Consider the following 18716-nt stretch of genomic DNA (forward strand, 5'->3'; position numbering starts at 1 on the left):
GCTCCTCGAGCCCATCGGCAACATCCCGCCTGCCGAAGCCGAAGCGAACTACTATGCTGCCGCTGAGCAGATCGTTATGGCGGCGTGACTCACATCTAATGGCCTCCGGCAAACCCGGCGCGGTTCACCCCGGCAAACATGCGCATAACATTCCACGACCTACCTTTTGGGGACAGTTGGGCAGAGACCATATACGTTGCGCCGGTTACCTCTAACGTCTGCGTTCGGGGACGGGCAACCCTGACTAATGACCACATTGGTGAGCACACTGCTGTCGGAGGCTGCAGCTGGGCGAATGGCTGTCTCTGGCGGGATCTGCCGTGCGAGGACCGATCGGCGAACGGCGCACGTTGGTCGGGAGCAGCCGCGAACCGAAGTTCAGCGCGGCATAGTCAATTCGACGGAGATTCCTACCCCCCCCTCGCGACGATTCTTGAGCTTGCCTCTTGGTTCCTGTCTGAAACCTTGACCCCTTCCTCGCTCATCGAGACAAAACGGAGCCGAGAACTGACGGCACTTCTGGTGTTACCAGAGAATTATTGCAGATAACTTCTATTTCATTACCAATACCTTGAGGTTATTTAAAGGCAACCGCAGGGTCACAAATTGGGTGCGCACGATCGCCAATGAAGTCACCTTCGGATACTTGCACGTCTCACCGCTCCGGCTGAAGCATCGAGCTATCGTTCTGCGTTGCGCGCCCATATGATCAATGCATCTAGAGTAGCAATATTTGATTCGAGAAATTTTGAATTTGCGTAGAACGCCATGCCGTCGTCATTATTTACAAAGTGCTTGGAGCGCCGCGCGAAGGTTCATGTCATTCACTGTCAAGAGGGCTCTCGCCTGGGCCAGACTCATGCCCAAGGCAACAAGAACACCGAGTTTGATATCGCCGTGGGCGCGGGCAAGCGCCGCGTCGGCAGTATCCATGTCGGTATCGGCTAAGTCCGCTACCATGCGCTGACCGCGCACCAGCAACTTCGCATTCGAGACGCGCATGTTCACCATCCGCCCGCGATAGACCAACCCCTTCCGCAGCATGATCGCGGTCGACAGAAGATTCAGTATCGCCTTTTGCGCGGTGCCCGCCTTCATCCTGGTGGAACCGGCGACGATCTCCGCTCCCGTATCCGCGGCGATGGGATGCTCTGCCGCCGCCAGCAGGGGCGTCGCCGGATTGTTGGCGATGCCGATCGTCAGCGCGCCCGCCGCCCGCGCCGCGCGTATCGCCGCGACGGTGAAGGGCGTGCGGCCGCTCGCCGCCAGGCCGAACACCACGTCCGCTGCCTGCAGCCCGGCATCGTCGATCGCCCGCGCACCCGCCTCGGCATCGTCTTCGGCACCCTCGGCCGCTTCGGTGAGCGCGCGCATGCCCCCGGCCATGAGGAATGCCACCCGCGCGCGCGGCCAGTTGAAGGTCGGATACAGCTCGACGCCGTCCTGCACCGCGATCCGCCCGGAGGTGCCGGCGCCGACATAGACCAGACGCCCCGTCTCCCCGAGCCGCCGTGCCGCCGCCTCCGCCGCCTCGGCGATGGGGGTGGCCAGGCTCCGCAGGCTGGCAATTGCCGCCAGTTGGCCTTCGACCATCGCCTCCACCGCAATCGCGGTCGGCCATTGGTCGAGGTCTTGATAGCGGGGATCGATCGCTTCGGTTGCCATGGCGCTGCGTCCTTCAGGAGGCGACGGCGGTGGGAGAAGGGGATGCGATGCACACGAGGAACGCGACAAGCGTGCCGATGCAGAGCTGGAAGGGGAACGCGAGGCCCGTCAGCGCCGCCGGGAGTCCGGCCGCGCGGGCGATCGCGGGCTGGAGCAGCGAGACCACGACGAAGCCGGCAAGCAATGCGGCAATCACCGAGCCCGTCGTCCCGCGCGCGGTGAACACGGCGGCAAAATAGACTCCGAGCAGCCCGGCATAGGCAAACACCATCACCTGCAACGCGAATTCCAGCAGCCCCATGTTCGAATGGTGCTGCCAGAAATAGGATGCCACCGCCATCGTCAGCATGGCCAGCCCGATCAGCCCCATGCCCACGCGCCCGGCGATGACGTAGTGACGGTCCGACGCGCCGCGCTGCGCCTCGCGCCAGGGACGATAAAAGTCCTGGATCAACACCGATGACATGGCGTTGAGCGCCGAATTGGTCGTCGCCACCGCCGCCGCGGTGATGCCCACGGTGACCAGCCCGCGCAGCCCGGGCGGTACTTCGGTAAGGATGTAGTGCATGAAGATGCTGATCTTCTCGCCGCCGAACTGCTGGCCGGCCTGCGCCGTGGCGCCGCGCATCAGATCGGGCCGATCGTAGAACACATAGAGCAGCAGGCCGATGGTGACGAACAGCGCCACCACCGGGACGGTCGCCAGCACGGACAGATACAGGCCGCGCGCGCCGGTGCGCGCATCGCGGCAGGCGAGCAGCCGCTGCGTCATGTCCTGGTCCATCCCCGCTGAGGCGGTGTGCAGCAGCGTCACCCCGGTGACGATGGCGAGCAGCGAGAAGGGCCTGTCCAGGCTTGTCGAGAGGTCGAACAGGCGCAGCTTGTTGATCCCCTCCGGCGTATACGCCAGGCCCTGCAGGATCTCGGCATTGGAGGCGGGGATGGACAGCCGCAGGAACACCAGCACCGCGATCGCCGACCCCAGATAGATGACGAACTGCACGAGGTCGTTCCACAGGACCGAGCGGAGCCCTCCGACGAAGGTGAACAGGAAGCTGGCGGCGACCAGTGCGGCGGCCGCGCACAGGATGCTCGTCGCGCTCACCGTCATCGTCGCGACCATCGCGATGGCGATCGCGGCGAGATAGATGCGCGCGCCACCCGCGAAGATGCGTCCGACCAGGAACATGCCGCCGGCCCAACGGGTCGCACGCATGCTGAAGCGCCGGGTGAGCAGTTCATAGGCGGTCGTCACCCGCGCGGCATAGAAGCGCGGGATCAGCACGCGCGCGACGAAGATCGCCCCGAGCAATACGCCCAGATTGGAGCCGAGATAGCTGTAATCCCCCCTGTAGCCATAATCGGGCGCACCGAGAAAGGTCGCTGCGGACTGGGTCGCGGACAGGACCGACACCGCGGCAAGCCAAGCGGGAACGGTGCCGCCGGCGAGGAAATACTCGCGCGCATTTTCGGTCCGGCGCGGCATGAACGCCCAGCCGCCGATCAGCAGCACCGCGAAATAGGCCGCGATCACGATCCAGTCCGCAAGGGTGAAGGAGAGAGCCATCGTCGTCGCAACCCACGCTGAAGGGTGTATCCGCCGGCCCAGCGGCCTCCGCATGCCACGACGGGTCGCACATCCATCCGAGCCCTGTAAAGCGTGGCCCATGGCCGACCGTTATGGCAGCCCGCCATGGTGGAATGGGTAGCCACCCGGCTCCATGCTATGGCTGGGAGGATGGAGGGCTTGAAGATCCGCAGGCGGTGCAAGGACCATTTCCCCGCGCGTCTCGCGACGGCGTGGCTGGTCGCATGCGCGGCCGCGCTTGCGCCGATCCCGGCACCGGCACGCGCGGCGCCTGCCTGCCCCACGCTGCAAGAGCCCTCCTCCGGGCCTCAAGACATCCGCTTCGTGCATCTGGACGAGGCGGTGCAGAAGGGCGTCGGCGCGCTCTATCCTGGCGCCGTGCTCCTGGTCGCGGCCCGGGGGCGGATCGTGCATCGCGCGGCATTCGGCGCCGCCCAGACGCTGGCATCGACGCCCGACGGCGGGTTGCGGACGCTGGCGACGCCGCGGGCGATGACCGTCGACACGCTCTTCGACATGGCGTCGATCACCAAGATCGAGGCGACCACGGCCGCGGTCCTGCACCTCGTCGGCACCGGCAGGCTGTCGCTCGACGATCGCCTCGGCGCGCTGTTGCCGGAGTTCCGGACCACCGACAAGGCAGACGTCACGGTGCGCCAGTTGCTCACGCACCGGGCCGGCCTCTGGGAATGGCAGCCGACCTGGCTGCACCGCGACGCATCGGGCCGGGTGCTGCCCTATCTGGCGGCGCTGCCGCGGCGCTATCCGGTGGAAACGCGCTTCGCCTATTCCGATCTCGGCTTCATGCTGCTCGGCGCGATCGTCGGCAAGGCCGCCGGGATGCCCTTGGACCGCTATGTCCGCGAGCAGATCTACCGCCCGCTCGATATGGTCGACACCGGCTTCCTGCCCGCACCGGCGCTGCGTCGGCGCGCCGCGGCGACGTCGCAGGGGGATGGGTATCAGCGGCGCATGGCGGAGACCGGCAAGCCCTACCCGGCCGCGCCCTTCCCCGCCGCCCAGCCCTTTTCCGCATATCGCAGCACCATGCTGGTCGGCGAGGCGAACGACGCGAACGCCTGGCTTGGCTGGGGCGGCGTAGCGGGCCATGCCGGGCTGTTCTCGACCGCGACCGACCTCGCCCGCTATGCGCAGGCCTTGCTGAACGGTGGCTGCTACGGGCGCTGGCGGCTCGCGCCTGCCGAGACGATCGCCGCCTTCGAGCAGGCCCCCTTTGATCCCGACCAGGCCCTGGGCTTCCACAAGACGCGGCTCAGCGGGATCGCCGCGCCCTTTTACGGCCATTCGGGCTTCACCGGCACCTGGTTCGCCTTCTCCCCGGACCTGGGCCTGACGGTGGTCTTGCTCACCAATCGGCTGCACCGGCCGGACCGCGAAGCCTATCCCGCGCTGGATGCGCTGCGGGAGGTAGTGTTGCGGGGGGCCGTGGACGCGGTGACGCGGGAAGGCGTCGAGCACGGGAAGGGGCAGGCATGGCGGTAAATCTGGGCGTTATCGAGGGCTTTTTCGGCAAGCCCTGGAGCTGGCCGGACCGCACCACCGTCCTGCGCACCTTGGCGGGCGCCGGCTATCGCTTCTACCATTATGGCCCCAAGGCGGACCCGTTCCTGCGCCGCCGCTGGCGCGAGCCGCACCCGCCCGAGCAGTTCGCCGCACTGGCTGCTTTCGCCGCCGAATGCAGGGCGCGCAACGTCCGCTTCGGCGTGGCGCTCACCCCGGTGGGAAGCACCCACCCGTTCGGCGACGAATCGCGTGCCGCGCTGAAGCAGAAGCTCCGGCAGCTCGATGCGCTGGGGATCGACGACCTCGCCATCCTGTTCGACGACCTCCCCGCCGAGTTGCCCGATCTGGCCCGCGGGCAGGCCGAACTGGTCGATTTCTGCGCGAATAACAGCCGCGCCGGCCAGGTGTTCTTCTGTCCCAGCTTCTATTCGGACGACCCCATTCTCGAGCGCGCCTGGGGCAAGCGGCCACCGGCATATCTGCCGGACCTTGGGCGCTATCTGGATCGCCAGGTGCGCGTCTACTGGACGGGCGAGGAAGTCGTGTCGCGCGAAATCGGCGTCGCCCACCTCAGGCGCGTGCAGGAGGAACTCGGCCGCAAGGTGTGCCTGTGGGACAATTATCCGGTCAATGACGGCGTGCGCATGTCGCAATTCCTGCACCTTCGCGCCTTTACCGGCCGGCCCGCCGCGATCCGCCGTCACCTCAGCGGTCACGCGATCAACCCCGCCTCGCAGCCGATCCTGTCCTGTATTCCGGCGCTGACGCTCGCAGCCAGCTACCGCGAGGGCAGCCGCTATGCCTATGGCGCGGCGTTCCTCGAAGCTGCCACCACCGTGCTCGGCAGCGAATTGGCGACGGTGCTCCGGCGCGACATCCTGCCCCTGCAGGACACCGGCCTCGACAGTCTCGGCCCGCGCTTCGCCGAGCTGCGCGAGCGCTACGGGGCGATCGACCATCCGGCGGCACGCGAGATCACTGCCTGGCTGGACGGCCGCTTCCGGACGACGCTGGAAGAAGTGCAGACGCAGTAGCGGAGGATCGGGATGACGCAATTCTTCCTCGGCGTGGATGCGGGCGGCAGCAACTGCCGCTGCCGCCTGGTAGATGCCACCGGCCGGGTGCTTGCTACCGCCCAGGCCGGTCCCGCCAATGCCGGGCTGGGACTAGCCGCACTCTATGCCACGCTGCGGGAGGTGACCGAGCGGGCAATCGGCACGGCGGGGCTCGACGCGGCGCAGGTCGCGGGCATCCGCGCCGCGATGGGCATCGCCGGCATCTCGCGGCCGGGTGTCCGCGCCGCGCTGGACGACCTCGCCTTCCCCTTCGCGTCGACGGTGTTCGATACCGATGCCGCCATTGCCAATCTGGGCGCGCATGGCGGCGGGGACGGCGCGGTCTTGATCATCGGCACCGGCAGCGTTGCGCAGGTGCGGGTGCGCGGGCAGAATTTCCGGATCGGCGGCTATGGCTTCCCGATTTCGGACGAAGGCAGCGGTGCCGCACTGGGGCTGAGCGCGATGCGCCACGCGCTGCGTGCCCTGGATGGCCGGAGCCGCGCGACGCCGCTCAGCACCGCCGTTACCGAGCGCTTCGGCCACGATACCGCGCGCGCCGTCGCGTGGATGGATCAGGCCACCCCGCGCGACTATGGCAGCTTCGCGCCGCTGGTGATGGACCATGCCGAAGCCGACGACGCCATCGCCCGCTCGATCGTCGAGGACGCGGTCGGCCATATCGAGCGCTTCATCGAGACGATCTTCGAACGCGGCGCCGCACGCTGCGCGCTGCTCGGCGGCCTCTCGGCCAAGATGCGACCATGGCTGCGTGCCCGCACCGTGGCGCGGCTCAGCGAACCCCTGGGCGACGCGCTGAGCGGCGCACTCTATCTGGCGGGCCTGCCCGCCCGGCCAGCGGAGAACCAGCCATGATCGAACGTCGCCAGTTCCTGGTCGGCGCCGGCATCGCCGCCTTGTCCCCCCAAGCCAAGGCCACCGCGAAGGCGCTGCAGCCGTCGCCGCCTTCGCCGCCCCTGCTCGCCTCCAACGCCCTTGCGCTGTTACGGGGCTGAGCCGCCAAGCGTGCGATCGAGGAAGCCGTCGGTCGCGGCATAGGCCTGCACCCAGCTTTGATAGCGGAAGAATTCGTGCCGCTCGTCGGGCAGCATCAGCGTCTCCAGCGGCACGCCCCGGGCAGTCAGCGCCGCCGCCAGCCGCACCGATTGGGCGAAATCGACGTTGCGATCATCATCGCCATGGACGAGCAGCACCGGCGATCGCCAGCGATCGATCGCTGCTGCCGGCGAGGATTGCCAGGCCATCGCGCGCCAGCGGTCCTGCTCGGCGGGCGGCAGCATCGGCGGCGGCGCGCGGACCAGATCGTGGACGCCGTGGAGATCGACGCCGGCGGCAAACATCGCGCTGTCACGCGCCAGCCCCAGCGCGGTCAGATATCCGCCCCAGCTGCCGCCCCACAGCCCGATCCGATGCGGGTCGATATCCCTCCGCGCGGCCAGCCAGCGCGCGGCAGCCAGCACGTCGCGATACTCGCTGGCGCCTTCCCGCCCGGTTTCCGCAGCCTCGCGGAAGGCGCGGCCATAGCCCGTGCCGCTGCGATAGTTGATCGCCAGCACGTCGAAGCCATCCATGGCGAGGTGCTGGTTGAGCAGATAGGCACTGGCGTAATAGGGCATGAGGTGGAATGCCGGCAGCATCTGGCGCCGCGGACCGCCGTGGAGGAAGATCAGCGCCGGATGCTGCCCGTTGCCCCCACGACGCGCGCGGAACAGGGTGGCGTGGACGGTCACGCCGTCCTCGGCCGTGAAACGCACCGGCTGGGGCGCGACGAAATCGCGGGTCTCGGCGGGATCGCTGTACGCTCCCAACGGCGTCACCACGCCCGCCCCCGCGACCAGCGCGACATGCGGCGGGCGGCGAACGTCGCTCACCACCACCGCCAGGGCGTTGCCAGCAACGGTCGGGAACCCCTCGATCCCGTCGCCAGGCGTCCATTGCCGCGCGCGTCCCCCGGCGAGCGGCTGCTGCCAGACATGCCGTCGTTCCAGATCGCCCTGGTTGCCGGCATAGATCAGCGTGCGGCGGTCGACGGACAACGTGAAATTCTCGACCTCGGCCTCGCCCGGCGTAAGGTCGATGGCCGTGCCGCCCCGCGCCGGGACCGCCAGCACATGCACCCAGCCGCTCGCTTCGGAGGGAAAGAGCAGCCGATCGTCCGCGCTCCAGAGCAGATTGGCGGTACGGGTGCCGTAATAGTCGCCACCTGCCCCCGCCCCCGCGCGCCAGGCGGTCCGCGCCAGGCCCGTCGCGAGATCGACAATCCGTATGCTCCAATAGGATGCTTCGGTGCCGGTGGCGCCGAAGGGCGGCGTGACGGTGCGGATGAAGGCGATCGAAGCGCCGTCTGGCGAGAAGATCGGCGAGACATCCTGTGTCATCCCCGGATCGGGATAGCTGAGCGTGCCGTCGGCGAGGTCGAACAGTGCGATCAATCCGTGATCGCCGCGTCGGCTGACGAAGAGCAGGCGCTTGCCGTCCGGCGCCCAGGACAGATCCTCGATCTTGCCGGGCAATTGCGCGAGCTTCGCCGCGGGCCCGTCCGCCGCCGATGCCAGCAGCAGCGTGCCGCCTACAACAAAGGCCACGCGCTCGCCATCGGGCGAGAACACCGGCGCATGGCCCTCCCCCAGCGACCGCGCTGCCCCGCCGGTGGCGGTGGCGCGCACCCAGACGCTCTGGCTGCCGCCCCTCGCTGCATGGCCGCTGTTAGGCGGCGGCAGATCGGGGAACTCGGCATCGCCCCCCTGGGTCCAAGCGATCCGCGTGCCGTCACGGTTGAGCGCCAGGCTGTGCAGATCCACGCCGTCATCGATAGTGCGGTCGGTCAGGCGACGCGGCGACTGTCCAGGGGCAGGCAAAAGCCAGATGTTGCGGACACCGGCGCGGAGCTCGACCCAGGCGAACACCGGCCGATCGCGTGCCCCGGTCAGCCCCACCGCCATCGGCAGCGCCAGCAATCGCGCGATCGCCGGGCGATGATCGGGCCGCGACGGGGCCGCCGCCCCCATGACGAGCAGCGCTGGCCCGATCAGCAGCGCGGATCGGAGGAAGCGGCGAAGGGGACCATGGCATCTCGACATGCCCGAACTATGCGCGGAGGATGCCGCAGCGGCCAGATGCCTGGAGGCTATGGCTCGCCTATCGCCGGGTTATGCGGGCACCGGCTCAATAGGCCGCCGCGATCGCGACGAGCGCCGCGTCGATCACCGCCGTCGCGCTCGCTCCGCCGGGCATGTCGTTGGCATAGGCCGCAAAGGTCAGCGTCCGCCCGCTCGCGGTCCTCATCTGTCCTGCCAGCGCGTTGGCGGCGTTGAGCGTGCCGGTCTTCGCCCAGAGGCGTCCGGCCAGCGGCGTACCGACGAACCGCCGGGCAAGCGTCCCGTCGGTCGCAGCTACGGGAAAGGTGGCGCGCCACGCCGCCCCCCAGGGCTGTGTCTCCGCCCAGCGCAGCAACGCCACCGTCGCGCGCGGGGTCACTCGGTTGTAGCTCGACATGCCGGCGCCATCGGCGAAATCATAGCTGGTACGAGCGATGCCGGCACGCGCCAGCAGCGCATCCACCACGGCATGGCCGTCCGCAACCGCGCCGCTCGACCCGAGCCGGCGCAGCAGCAGCTCGGCATGGAGGTTCTGGCTCGTCTTGTTGGTCAGCCGCAGATCTTCGGCGAGCGGCGGCGGCGTGAGGCGTTCCAGCGCGGGCGCAGGCACCGCTGCCGCGGGTATCGCTCCGCTTAGTGCAGGATCTTCCGCGTGCGCCAAGGGTCGGTGACGCACGGTGACGTGCCCCGCCACCCGTACGCCCGCCGCCCGCAACAGCTGCGCAAAGCGCCACGCCGCGCGGTGTGCCGGATCTTCCACGCCCATGGCCAGCACCACCGGCGAAGTTCCGGCCGCGATGCTGCCGGTCAGCCGCAGCAGGTCGCTGCCGGGCATGCGCTCCACCGTAAGCGTTTTCGGGCTGCCGCCCGCACCGGTCGTCGCGACATTCTCGATCCGGTAATAGCCGTCGCTGGTTATCCCCGGCGCCGTTCCCTCCGCGGCCGGGCGGACCGTCAGCGTCACGACATTGTCGTCCAGCGTCAGCGCCGAAATGCCGGTGCCATACACGCCTTCCATGTTGTTCCAGCTCATCCCCAGCGGCCAGCGCTCGTCCGGAAAGGCGCTGTCGTCGCCGACCACGTCGCGCACCGCCCGCGTCCGCCGGGCGACCGCCGCAGCCAGATCGGCCAGGCAGTCGACGCGACAATCGGGCGCCGAAGAGAGGCGGGCATCGCCGTGACCCGCCAGGACCACCGTCGGCGTACCGCGTCCCTCAAGCCGTACCGTCGCGCCCCCCGCACCGTCCGGCGCCGCCACGTCCAGCGTCGCGAAGGCGGCAGCGGTGGTGAACAGCTTGGTGTTCGAGGCGGGAACGAAGCGCTCGTCCGGCCGTAGCGCGACGATCTCGCGGCCGGCGGCATCCACCACGACGAGCCCGATCCGCGTGCCCGGCGGCGCCTTTGCCAGCGCTTCCGCGACGGCCGGCGGCAGCGGCGCATCGGCCGGCGCACCGGCCAGCAACAGGGGCAGCATCAGGCTCCACATCATCGCCGCTCGATCTCCTCGCTCAGCAGGGTCAGGAACTCGGCGGCGAGCGCCGAGGGCGGCCGATCGAGCAGATGGATGGCATGGACGTCGAACGTGACGGACGGGCGCAGGGGCCGCATGGCCAGGCCCGGCACCATCGACGCCGCCGCCGTAAAATTGTCGACGATCGCCAGCCCCACCCCCGCGCGCACCAGTGCCGCCGCGATGTAGAAGGTTCGCGCCACCACCACTTCGTCGAGCACAAGCCCGAGGCGGTCGATCTCCTCGGACAGCAGCTTGCCGATCGGCCCACTCCCTTTGAGCGAGATCAGCGGCCGCCCGACGAGCTGCGACAATTCCAGTCGTGGCGGTGCGCCCGGCATGTCGCGCTCGCGGTACAGGACCACCAACTCGCCCTCGCCCAGCCAGCTATGGGTGAGCGCCACCCCGCGCGGCGGCTCGCTGGCGATGGCGATATCGCTTTCCCGCTCATAGAGTTTGCGGAGCAGATCGTCGTGATGCACCGTCTGGAGATCGAAGCGGACATTGGGCCGTCGCGCCAGGAAGCGCGATACCGCGTCCGGCAGCACGCCGAGGCCGAGGCTGGGCAGCGCCGAGATGCGCAGCGTCGTTCCCGCCCCGATCCGCAGGTTCCGCCCCGCCTCGCGCAGCGCACGGACCCGGTCCTGAATATCGGCCACATCGGCGAACAGCGCATGCGCATCCTCGGTCGGCAGCAATCGCCCGTTGGAGCGCTGGAACAATTCGAAGCCGAGCAGGCTCTCGGCATGGCGGAGCGTCTTGGACACCGAAGGCTGCGAGACGTTGAGCGCGCGGGCGGCCGCGGAAACCGACCCGTTCACATATACGGCGTGGAAAATCTCGATGTGGCGCAGGTTCATGGATGCAGCCTAGCGCCCCCGCCTCTATTCGACCACCGGCCCGCGAAAGCGCACGGCGTCCAGTTCTCCTTCACCCCGGGCGACCAGCGTCGCCACTGCCAGGTTGGCGGAGGCGGACGGCACAGTCCGGGTCATGTCGAGCAGACGATCGAACGGCAATACCAGCCCCACCACCAGCGCGGTCTGCTCCGCCCCCACGCCGATGGCCGAGAGCATCGCCGCCAGCATGAACAGCGAAGCGGAAGGCACCGGTGCGGTGCCGAACGCCGCCAGCGCGCCGGTCAGCAGCATGGTCACCAGCATCGTCGTGTCCGACACGATGCCCAGTGCCTGCAACGCGAACTGGCCGAGCAGCCCGACATACATCGCCGTGCCGTCCTTGCCGATCGACGCGCCGAGCGGCAGCACCGTGGAGGCGACACCGCGCGATATCCCCAGATTATCCTGCGCAACCCGCAGCGCGACCGGCAGCGTCGCCGAGGAGGAGGCGGTGGAGAAGGCGACGATCAGCGCGTCTGCGATGCCACGGAAGAATCGGATCACCGGCAGCCGCGCGACCAGCCCGATCAACGCGGCATGAACGACCAGCATCTGGACCAGCGAGGCGAGCACCACCGCCAGCGCCAGCCAGCCGACATGGACGAAGACCGCCGCTCCGTTCACCGCCACCGCCTGGGCGATCAGCGCCAGCACGCCGAAGGGCGTCAGTTCCATCACCGCGCGAACGATATGCAGCAATACCGTCGACAGGCCCTGCAGCAGCGCAACGACCGGTTTCCCTGCCTCGCCGGCCATCACGCTGCCGGTGCCGAGCAGCACCGCCACGAAGATGATCGCGAGCATGTCGCCCTTCGCCAGCGCCTCAACAATGTTGAGCGGCACGATCGACAGCAGCTGGTCCGCCGGCGTGACCGGCGGCCCCAGCGGATGCGGCACCACCCCGCCCAGCGACATGCCTGCGCCAGGCCGCAGCGCCAGCCCGATGGCCATGCCGATCGAGACGGCGACGAGGGTGGTGGCCGCGAACAGGCCTACCGTCCGCAAGCCGATCGACCCCAGACGGCGTGGATCGCCCAGCGTGGCGATCCCTGCCGCGATGGTGATCAGCACCACGGGGACCACCAGCATCTTGATCAGCCGGACGAACAGTTCGCCGACCAGCCGGATCGCGCCGGCGGCCTCGGGCCACAACAGTCCCAGCGCCAGGCCCAGCAGCAACCCGCCGACCACCCGCTGCCACAAGGGTATCGCGAACCATCGACGGATCAGGCGCAAGCGGGCGTTCCCCAGAAGCCGGGCTCGGGCGCTTTCAGGATGCCGCCGTCGTCGCGCGCGCCGCGGGGCCGGTCCTGCGCGAGCCAGAGCGGACCATCGAGGTCAACGAACGCCGCGTCTCCCGCCACCAACATCGCCGGCGCAATTCCCAGCGACGAACACACCATGCACCCCACCATCACGCCGAACCCTCGTGCCTTCGCCTCTGCCGCCAGTGCGAGAGCTTCGGTCAAGCCGCCGGTCTTGTCGAGCTTGACGTTGACATGGCTGTACCGCCCGGCAAGCCGGTCCAGATCGGCGCGGGTATGCAGCGCCTCGTCTGCGCAGATCGGGATCGCACCGGCCAGGGCACCCAGCCCGGGGTCTTCGCCTGCCGGCACCGGCTGTTCGAGCAGGTCGACGCGGTGCGCGCGCAGCATCGCCAGGCGATCGGCAAGATCCTCCACCCGCCAGCTTTCATTGGGATCGACGATCAGCCGCGGCGCGGGCGCGACGGCGCGGACGGCGGCGATCTGCTCAGCCGCCCCGGCGCGATCCACCTTGATCTTGAGCAGTGGCACCGTCGCGGCGGCGCGCGCAGCGGCGACCATCGCCGCAGGCGTGTCGATGCCGATGGTGATCGCCGATGCAAGCGCCCCGACCGGCGCGACACCGGCAAGCGCGGCAACGCTTGTCTTCGCCAGCCTGGCCTCCAGGTCCCAGAGCGCGCAATCGACCGCGTTGCGCGCGGCGCCCGCCCGCATCGCCGCAGCGAGGTCCGCGCGCGTCCCGCCGCCCTCGATGAGCCCGCGCACCCCTTCGATCTCGGCGATCGCGCCCTCGATCGTCTCGCCATAGCGCGGATAGGGCACGCCCTCGCCCCAGCCTTGCACGCCACTTTCCTCGATCGTCACCGTCACCACATCGGCGGCGGTCTTCACCCCCCGCGCGATGCGAAACGGGGTCCTCAGCGGGAAGCGGTCGTGGCGAACGGCGAGGATGCGGCGCATGCAGGCTCCAGCAACAGGTCGATGATCGGCTCGGCGCCGAAGCGATAGGGGTCGGTGCAGGGCAAGCCCAGCGCGTCCGCGGTCTCGGCGCAGAGACGTCGCGCGGACGCCTCGTCCAGCTTGGCGGTGTTGAGCGCGATGCCCACGGCGCGCACGTCCGGGCTGGTCAGCCTGGCAACACGGAGATTGGCCTCCAGGCACTCGGCCAGACCCGGCATCGAATAATGCGGCAAGCCCCGCATGTGCGGCCGCAGCGGATCGTGGCAGAGCACGAGCGCGGTCGGCTGCGCCCCGTGGAGCAGTCCCGTCGAGACCCCCGCAAATGCCGGATGGAACAACGAACCCTGGCCTTCGATGAGGTCCCAGCCATCATCGTCGCGCGCCGGCGCCAGCGTCTCGATCGCGCCGGCGATGAAGTCCGCGATCACCGCGTCGAGCGGCACGCCCTCGCCGGCGATCAGGATGCCGGTCTGGCCGGTTGCCCGGAAATCCGCCGCGATGCCCCGCGCGCGCAGCGCATCTCTCAGGCACAAGGTCGCGTACATCTTGCCGACCGAGCAATCGGTGCCGACGGTCAGCAGGCGGTTGCCGGGACGCCGGCGTCCATTCCCGACCGGCAGGGTCTCGGGCGCGTCGCGCACGTCGAACAGGGAAACGCCCGCCGCCGCTGCCGCCGCGACCAGCTCGGGCACGTCGCACAGCCGCTGGTGCAGGCCGCAGGCGAGGTTCAGGCCGGCACGGATGGCGGTCAGCGCATCGCCGATCAACCAGTCGGGGAAGCGTCCCCCGGGGTTGGCGATGCCCAGCACCAGCGTCCGTGCACCGGCGGCATAACCGGCCGCAGCGTCCATCCGCGGCAGGCCGAGGGTGAAGGGGCAATCGTCATGCCGCCACTCGCCCACGCAATCGTGCTGGCGGAAAGCGGCCAGGCCGCGTGAGGTCTTGAGGCCGATCTCGTCATCGGAATGGCCGAGATAGAGCAGGTAGGGAGCGGGAATGGTCATGATGCGGACATGATGGAGCGGCGGTGCGCGCGCCGCCAATCGCGCTCGCACCACCGCCTATAACGCGCGGCTATTGGCCGCAGCCCGCGGGCCGGGGCCGCAGCAGCGCCCGCCCTGCGGCGATCCCCGTCGCCGCGCCGTCAGACAGCGCCAGCCGCCCGTTGACGAACAGCGCCGCGACGCCCACGCTGGTGACGCGCGGATGCAGGTAATCGGCGCGCGGTGCGTAGCGTTTGGGATCCAGCACCACGACATCGGCATAATAGCCCCGCCGCAGATAGCCGCGCTGCGGGATCTGGTACATGTCGGCCGTCGCGCCCGTCGAGCGGCGGATGAACTGACCGAGGCCGATCACCTTCCGATCGCGGACATAGGTGCGATAGAGCCGCGGGAAGGTCGCATATTGGCGCGGATGGCCGTTCGATCCGTCCGACGAGGTCACCACCCAGCGCTGCTTCATGATCAGGTCGACATCGCGGTCGATCATGTTGAAGCTGGCGACGTCGGTGCCCGCCGGGCCGGTGCCCGCCGCATCGGGCGTGCGCAGGATCCGGATCGCCGCATCGATCGGCGAAAGCTGCCACTGGGTGGCGATCTGCGCCAGCGTCTTGCCGCTCCAGGGCTGCCCCTGCGCGGTCAGCAGCAGCGACTCCGCGCCGCCGCGGCGACGCAGATTTTCCGCCATCTCGGTCTTCAGCCGCACCAGCGTCGGCGGATCGTCGAACCGCGCGAGCAGCTTGGCATACCCGCCGTCCATTGCCCAACTCGGCACCAGCGCGGCATCGACGCTCGAGCCCGAGGCGAGCCAGGGATATTGGTCGGCAGTCACGATCTGGCCGGCGCGGCGCGCCGCCTCGATCGTGGCGATCAGCGCCGGCGCCTGCCCCTGCACGGGAACCCCCAGCGCCTTCAGATGCGCGAAATGGACCGGGGTGCCGGCAATGCGACCGATCTCGATCGCTTCGCGGGTCGAGGCGAGCAGCCCGATGGCATAGTTGGATTCGTCGCGCTGGTGGGTGTCGTACATGCCACCGCGCTTGCCCGCCTCGCCGGCGACCGCGGCCACTTCCTCGGTCTTGGCGAAGCTCTGCGGCGGGTAGAACAATCCGGTCGAGAGGCCATAGGCCCCTTCGCACATCGCGGCTGCCGCCAGGCGCTTCTCCTCCGACAGCTCCGCCGATGTCGGCGCGCGGGCATCCTGGCCGAGCACGTGCTGACGGATCGACCCGAAGCCGACGAACGGCACGATGTTTGTGCCGATGCCGCTCGCCTCCAGCGCGTGTGAATCCTTGGACACCTCGAACGTCCCGTAGCCGTCGACACCGATGACCACCGTCGAAACGCCTTGTGCCAGCCACGGCAGATTGAGCCGGGCCTTCGGATCCGATGAGCGGATATAGCTATCCGGATGGGTATGGGCGTCGATCAGGCCGGGTGCGACGATCATCCCGCGCGCATCGATTACCTTGGCCGCGGCCGTGCCGCGCGCGCGTCCGACATAGACGATCCTATCGCCTTCGAGCTCGACGTCGCCGACGAAGGGCGGCGCCTCCGCGCCCGTATAGATGGTGCCGCCGCGGATCACGACATCGACGCGCGGTACGCTCGACGCAGTGGCGGCGCACCAGACAAGGGCGGTCAGGACAAGGCGCTTCATCGCGGGCTCCTATCGGGTTGGAGACGGGTGACAGTTACCGCCACCGCGTCGACCGCGGCACGGCTGAACGGCATGGGCTGCATCGTGCCGGTGGCCCAGGGGGCAACCTGGTCCTGCCGATGGGGTGAGCGCGGATCGTTCGACTGGCCCGGCAGGTTGAGCAAGACCGAACGGTCCCAGTCGCCGACGTCGATGACTTCCAGATAGCTGGCCCCACCGCCGACCCGCCAGTCCGGTCCGTTTCCCAGCCAACGCGCCATCACCGTGAAGCTGTCCCCGCCCGATCCGCCAGCCTCGATCGGCGGGAAGGCCGCCGCGATCGCCGGTATGCGCGCCAGCGGATGGGTGATGCGCACGCGGTGCAGCGCGTCCCACCGCCACGTCGCTGGGTCGCTGCCGAGCAACTTCACGGCGTCTGCCCAGCCAGCGGCGAGTGCGGCGTCGACCAGGTCCGGGCGGCTCGCCGCGACACGCAGCAATTCGGGCGGTTCTATCGCCGGGATCAGGTCGCGGGCGCGCTCCGGTACCAGCGCGGCAAGCATCCGCGCGTTCAGCGCGCGGAGCACGATTTCGTACAACGCCGCGGCGCTGCTCGCGCCTTCGATCCTCGCGTCCCAGCGCGCCAGCATCGCGGTGGCGGCAGCGGCCTCGGCCGAGGGCCGGACGGGCAGCATCGCCTGGAAGCGCCGGGCGAGCAGCGACAGCGTGTCGTGCTGCAGCGCCACGCTGTCGGCGATGCTGTGCCGCGTCTGCGTCGACAGCACCTGCGCGATGCGATCGTAGCGCGCGGGGTCGCGGAACGAGAAGGCCGGGCTCCGCTCGACCGGCCAGCTGCGTGGCAGGTTGTTCTGATTGGCGGAGGCGAACCAGCCTGCGGGGGGGTCATAATCGCTCGGCAATGCGCGAAAGTCGCGCATCCCTGTCCAGTCGTAGCGGCCGTCGCCCGGTACCGGCAGCAGCCCGTTGCCGCGCTTGCGCTGCGGCCAGAAGCCGATCACCTGCCGGCCGTGATGGCCGCGAACATCGGCATAATGGAAGTTGGTCGGCGACGGGTGCAGCTTGAACGCCTCGCGCAGCCCGGCCCAATCGCGCGCAAGGTTGATCGCCACCATGGAAAAGGCGCCCGACCCGCCCGGCTGCATCCCCACCGACGCCAGCGACGTGGCGCGCCTTCGACCGAAATCATGCGCGATCACAGGGCCCTGCGCAGCGTAGCGCAATATCGCCCGGTGCGGGGCGGCGCCCTTCACCTCGATATCGACCTCCACGCGCGTGAAGCGTTTCCAGCCGCCGTCATGGCGGTAGCGCTCGGGGTCCTCCGGGTGGAGCTCCAGCACGAACAGGTCTTCCTGGTCGATGTGGAAATTGGTGCGGCCGAAGGCGAAGCGATCGGTATGCCCCTGCATGATCCCCGCCAGCCCCGGCGCGCCACCGCCGATCACGTCGAGGCCTGGGGCGCTGAGGTGCGCGACATGGCGCGGCCCGAACCCACCTATGCCGAGATGCGGGTCATTGGCCAGGATCGGACGGCCGGTGGCGGTGCGGCTGCGCGCCACCGTCCAGGCGTTCGATCCCGCATTGGCGGCGCTCAGCAGCTCGTCTGGGTCCTGGGTCGGGGTCTCCCGCCCGAACGGCAACGCCCCCAGCCGGAGCACGCCCATGTCGGCCTCGCTCACCTGGGCGCTGTCCAGTCCCTCGGGCACCGCCATCGCGATTTCGGGGCGCAGCGGTGCGACCAGACGGTCAAGGTCGAGCAACCCCATTGCCGCGAGCCGCGCACGGCGGATCTCGTCGTCGATATTGCCGACCGAACCGCCCCTTGCCAACACCAAGTCGCGCAGGTCCCAGCGCAGCGGCATCACGCCTAGGATGCGGTATTCCAGCGGCAACAATGTCGGATCCCGCTCCACCTCCGCGATGCGCGCGTTGATCCCGGCGACATAGCCCCGCACGCACGCCAGCACTGACGGGGGGACCTGCGCCAGCTCCGCATCGAGATCGCCGCGATAATGGAAGAGGCGCGCGGCCGCATCATGTTCGGCGAAATCGGCACCGAACACTTCCGCCATCCGTCCCATGGCGCGGCGATGCCCGAAATCGATCTGAAACAGCCGATCGCGCGCGACGACATAGCCCTGACCGAAAAACGCATCCACCTTGGTCGCTGCGCGGATGTGCGGCACCCCCCAGCGATCGTCGACAATCTCAATCGCTCGCGAAAGCCCGGCAACCGTCGAGGAGGAGGTATCGCCCGGCCACGCGATCGCACGCACCGGCAGCGTTGCACCGAAAGCGGTGGCGCCGAACAGGAAGCTGCGGCGATCGACCATGATGTCCCCTCGAGCAAGCCACGCGGCGACACGCTCCTCGAACGGGCAGGCGTGGCGCGTTCAGGGAGCATAAAGCGACCGCGCGCGGGTGCAATCGCACCATAATCCAAGGCTATGGCACACCCAACGAACGATTGTCG

At 69.0% G+C, this 18716-nt stretch carries 14 protein-coding genes; 4 read left to right on the forward strand and 10 right to left on the reverse strand.

The annotated features are described in order from the left end of the window. Positions 1-780 precede the first annotated feature (780 nt). Positions 781-1665 (reverse strand): N-acetylmuramic acid 6-phosphate etherase, encoded by an 885-nt coding sequence (locus tag CA234_RS21730; protein WP_126002739.1) that lies wholly within the window; start codon positions 1663-1665, stop codon positions 781-783. Positions 1666-1678: 13 nt separating this feature from the next. Continuing rightward, positions 1679-3232, reverse strand: a complete 1554-nt coding sequence (locus CA234_RS21735) for a sodium:solute symporter (RefSeq protein WP_126002740.1) — start codon at positions 3230-3232, stop codon at positions 1679-1681. 180 nt (positions 3233-3412) lie between these two features. Between CA234_RS21735 and CA234_RS21740 the strand changes: the two genes are divergently transcribed. Genes CA234_RS21740 through CA234_RS24505 form a run of 4 tightly spaced genes read left to right on the forward strand, consistent with a single transcriptional unit; the run spans position 3413 to position 6848 of the window. Next, positions 3413-4756 (forward strand): serine hydrolase, encoded by a 1344-nt coding sequence (locus CA234_RS21740; RefSeq protein WP_241213632.1) that lies wholly within the window; start codon positions 3413-3415, stop codon positions 4754-4756. Beyond that, positions 4747-5811 carry a beta-N-acetylglucosaminidase domain-containing protein gene (locus CA234_RS21745; RefSeq protein WP_125977890.1) on the forward strand — a complete coding sequence of 355 codons (1065 nt, stop codon included), beginning with the start codon at positions 4747-4749 and terminating at the stop codon, positions 5809-5811. Before CA234_RS21740 ends, CA234_RS21745 begins: the two co-directional genes overlap by 10 nt. A gap of 12 nt (positions 5812-5823) precedes the next feature. After that, on the forward strand, positions 5824-6708 hold the full coding sequence (locus tag CA234_RS21750) for a BadF/BadG/BcrA/BcrD ATPase family protein (protein ID WP_125977888.1): 885 nt from the start codon (positions 5824-5826) through the stop codon (positions 6706-6708). Beyond that, a complete protein-coding gene (locus CA234_RS24505; RefSeq protein ID WP_164521908.1) occupies positions 6705-6848 on the forward strand; it encodes a hypothetical protein in 144 nt (47 codons plus the stop codon). Before CA234_RS21750 ends, CA234_RS24505 begins: the two co-directional genes overlap by 4 nt. Here CA234_RS24505 and CA234_RS21755 read toward each other — a convergent pair. From CA234_RS21755 to CA234_RS21790, 8 genes are all read right to left on the reverse strand, one after another. Next, the gene (locus tag CA234_RS21755; protein WP_126002741.1) at positions 6837-8933 is read right to left on the reverse strand and encodes an alpha/beta fold hydrolase; all 2097 of its coding nucleotides are present in this window, start codon (positions 8931-8933) and stop codon (positions 6837-6839) included. The genes CA234_RS24505 and CA234_RS21755 overlap by 12 nt on opposite strands. Before the next feature lie 85 nt (positions 8934-9018). Continuing rightward, positions 9019-10440 (reverse strand): D-alanyl-D-alanine carboxypeptidase/D-alanyl-D-alanine-endopeptidase, encoded by a 1422-nt coding sequence (gene dacB / locus CA234_RS21760; protein ID WP_125977884.1) that lies wholly within the window; start codon positions 10438-10440, stop codon positions 9019-9021. Continuing rightward, positions 10437-11321 carry a LysR substrate-binding domain-containing protein gene (locus tag CA234_RS21765; RefSeq protein ID WP_125977882.1) on the reverse strand — a complete coding sequence of 295 codons (885 nt, stop codon included), beginning with the start codon at positions 11319-11321 and terminating at the stop codon, positions 10437-10439. Before CA234_RS21765 ends, dacB begins: the two co-directional genes overlap by 4 nt. Before the next feature lie 24 nt (positions 11322-11345). Next, complete coding sequence (locus CA234_RS21770; protein ID WP_125977880.1) at positions 11346-12596, reverse strand: dicarboxylate/amino acid:cation symporter; 1251 nt, start codon at positions 12594-12596, stop codon at positions 11346-11348. Then, on the reverse strand, positions 12587-13585 hold the full coding sequence (dgcA, locus tag CA234_RS21775; protein WP_125977878.1) for an N-acetyl-D-Glu racemase DgcA: 999 nt from the start codon (positions 13583-13585) through the stop codon (positions 12587-12589). Before dgcA ends, CA234_RS21770 begins: the two co-directional genes overlap by 10 nt. Beyond that, a complete protein-coding gene (dgcN, locus tag CA234_RS21780; RefSeq protein WP_126002742.1) occupies positions 13543-14589 on the reverse strand; it encodes an N-acetyltransferase DgcN in 1047 nt (348 codons plus the stop codon). Before dgcN ends, dgcA begins: the two co-directional genes overlap by 43 nt. Positions 14590-14659: 70 nt before the next feature. Further along, positions 14660-16246, reverse strand: a complete 1587-nt coding sequence (locus CA234_RS21785) for an amidohydrolase family protein (protein ID WP_126002743.1) — start codon at positions 16244-16246, stop codon at positions 14660-14662. Beyond that, positions 16243-18576 carry a penicillin acylase family protein gene (locus tag CA234_RS21790; RefSeq protein WP_126002744.1) on the reverse strand — a complete coding sequence of 778 codons (2334 nt, stop codon included), beginning with the start codon at positions 18574-18576 and terminating at the stop codon, positions 16243-16245. Before CA234_RS21790 ends, CA234_RS21785 begins: the two co-directional genes overlap by 4 nt. Positions 18577-18716: the final 140 nt, after the last annotated feature.

It is taken from the genome of Sphingomonas sp. ABOLE, from assembly GCF_003950455.1.
GTDB classification, from domain to species: Bacteria; Pseudomonadota; Alphaproteobacteria; order Sphingomonadales; family Sphingomonadaceae; genus Sphingomonas; species Sphingomonas trueperi.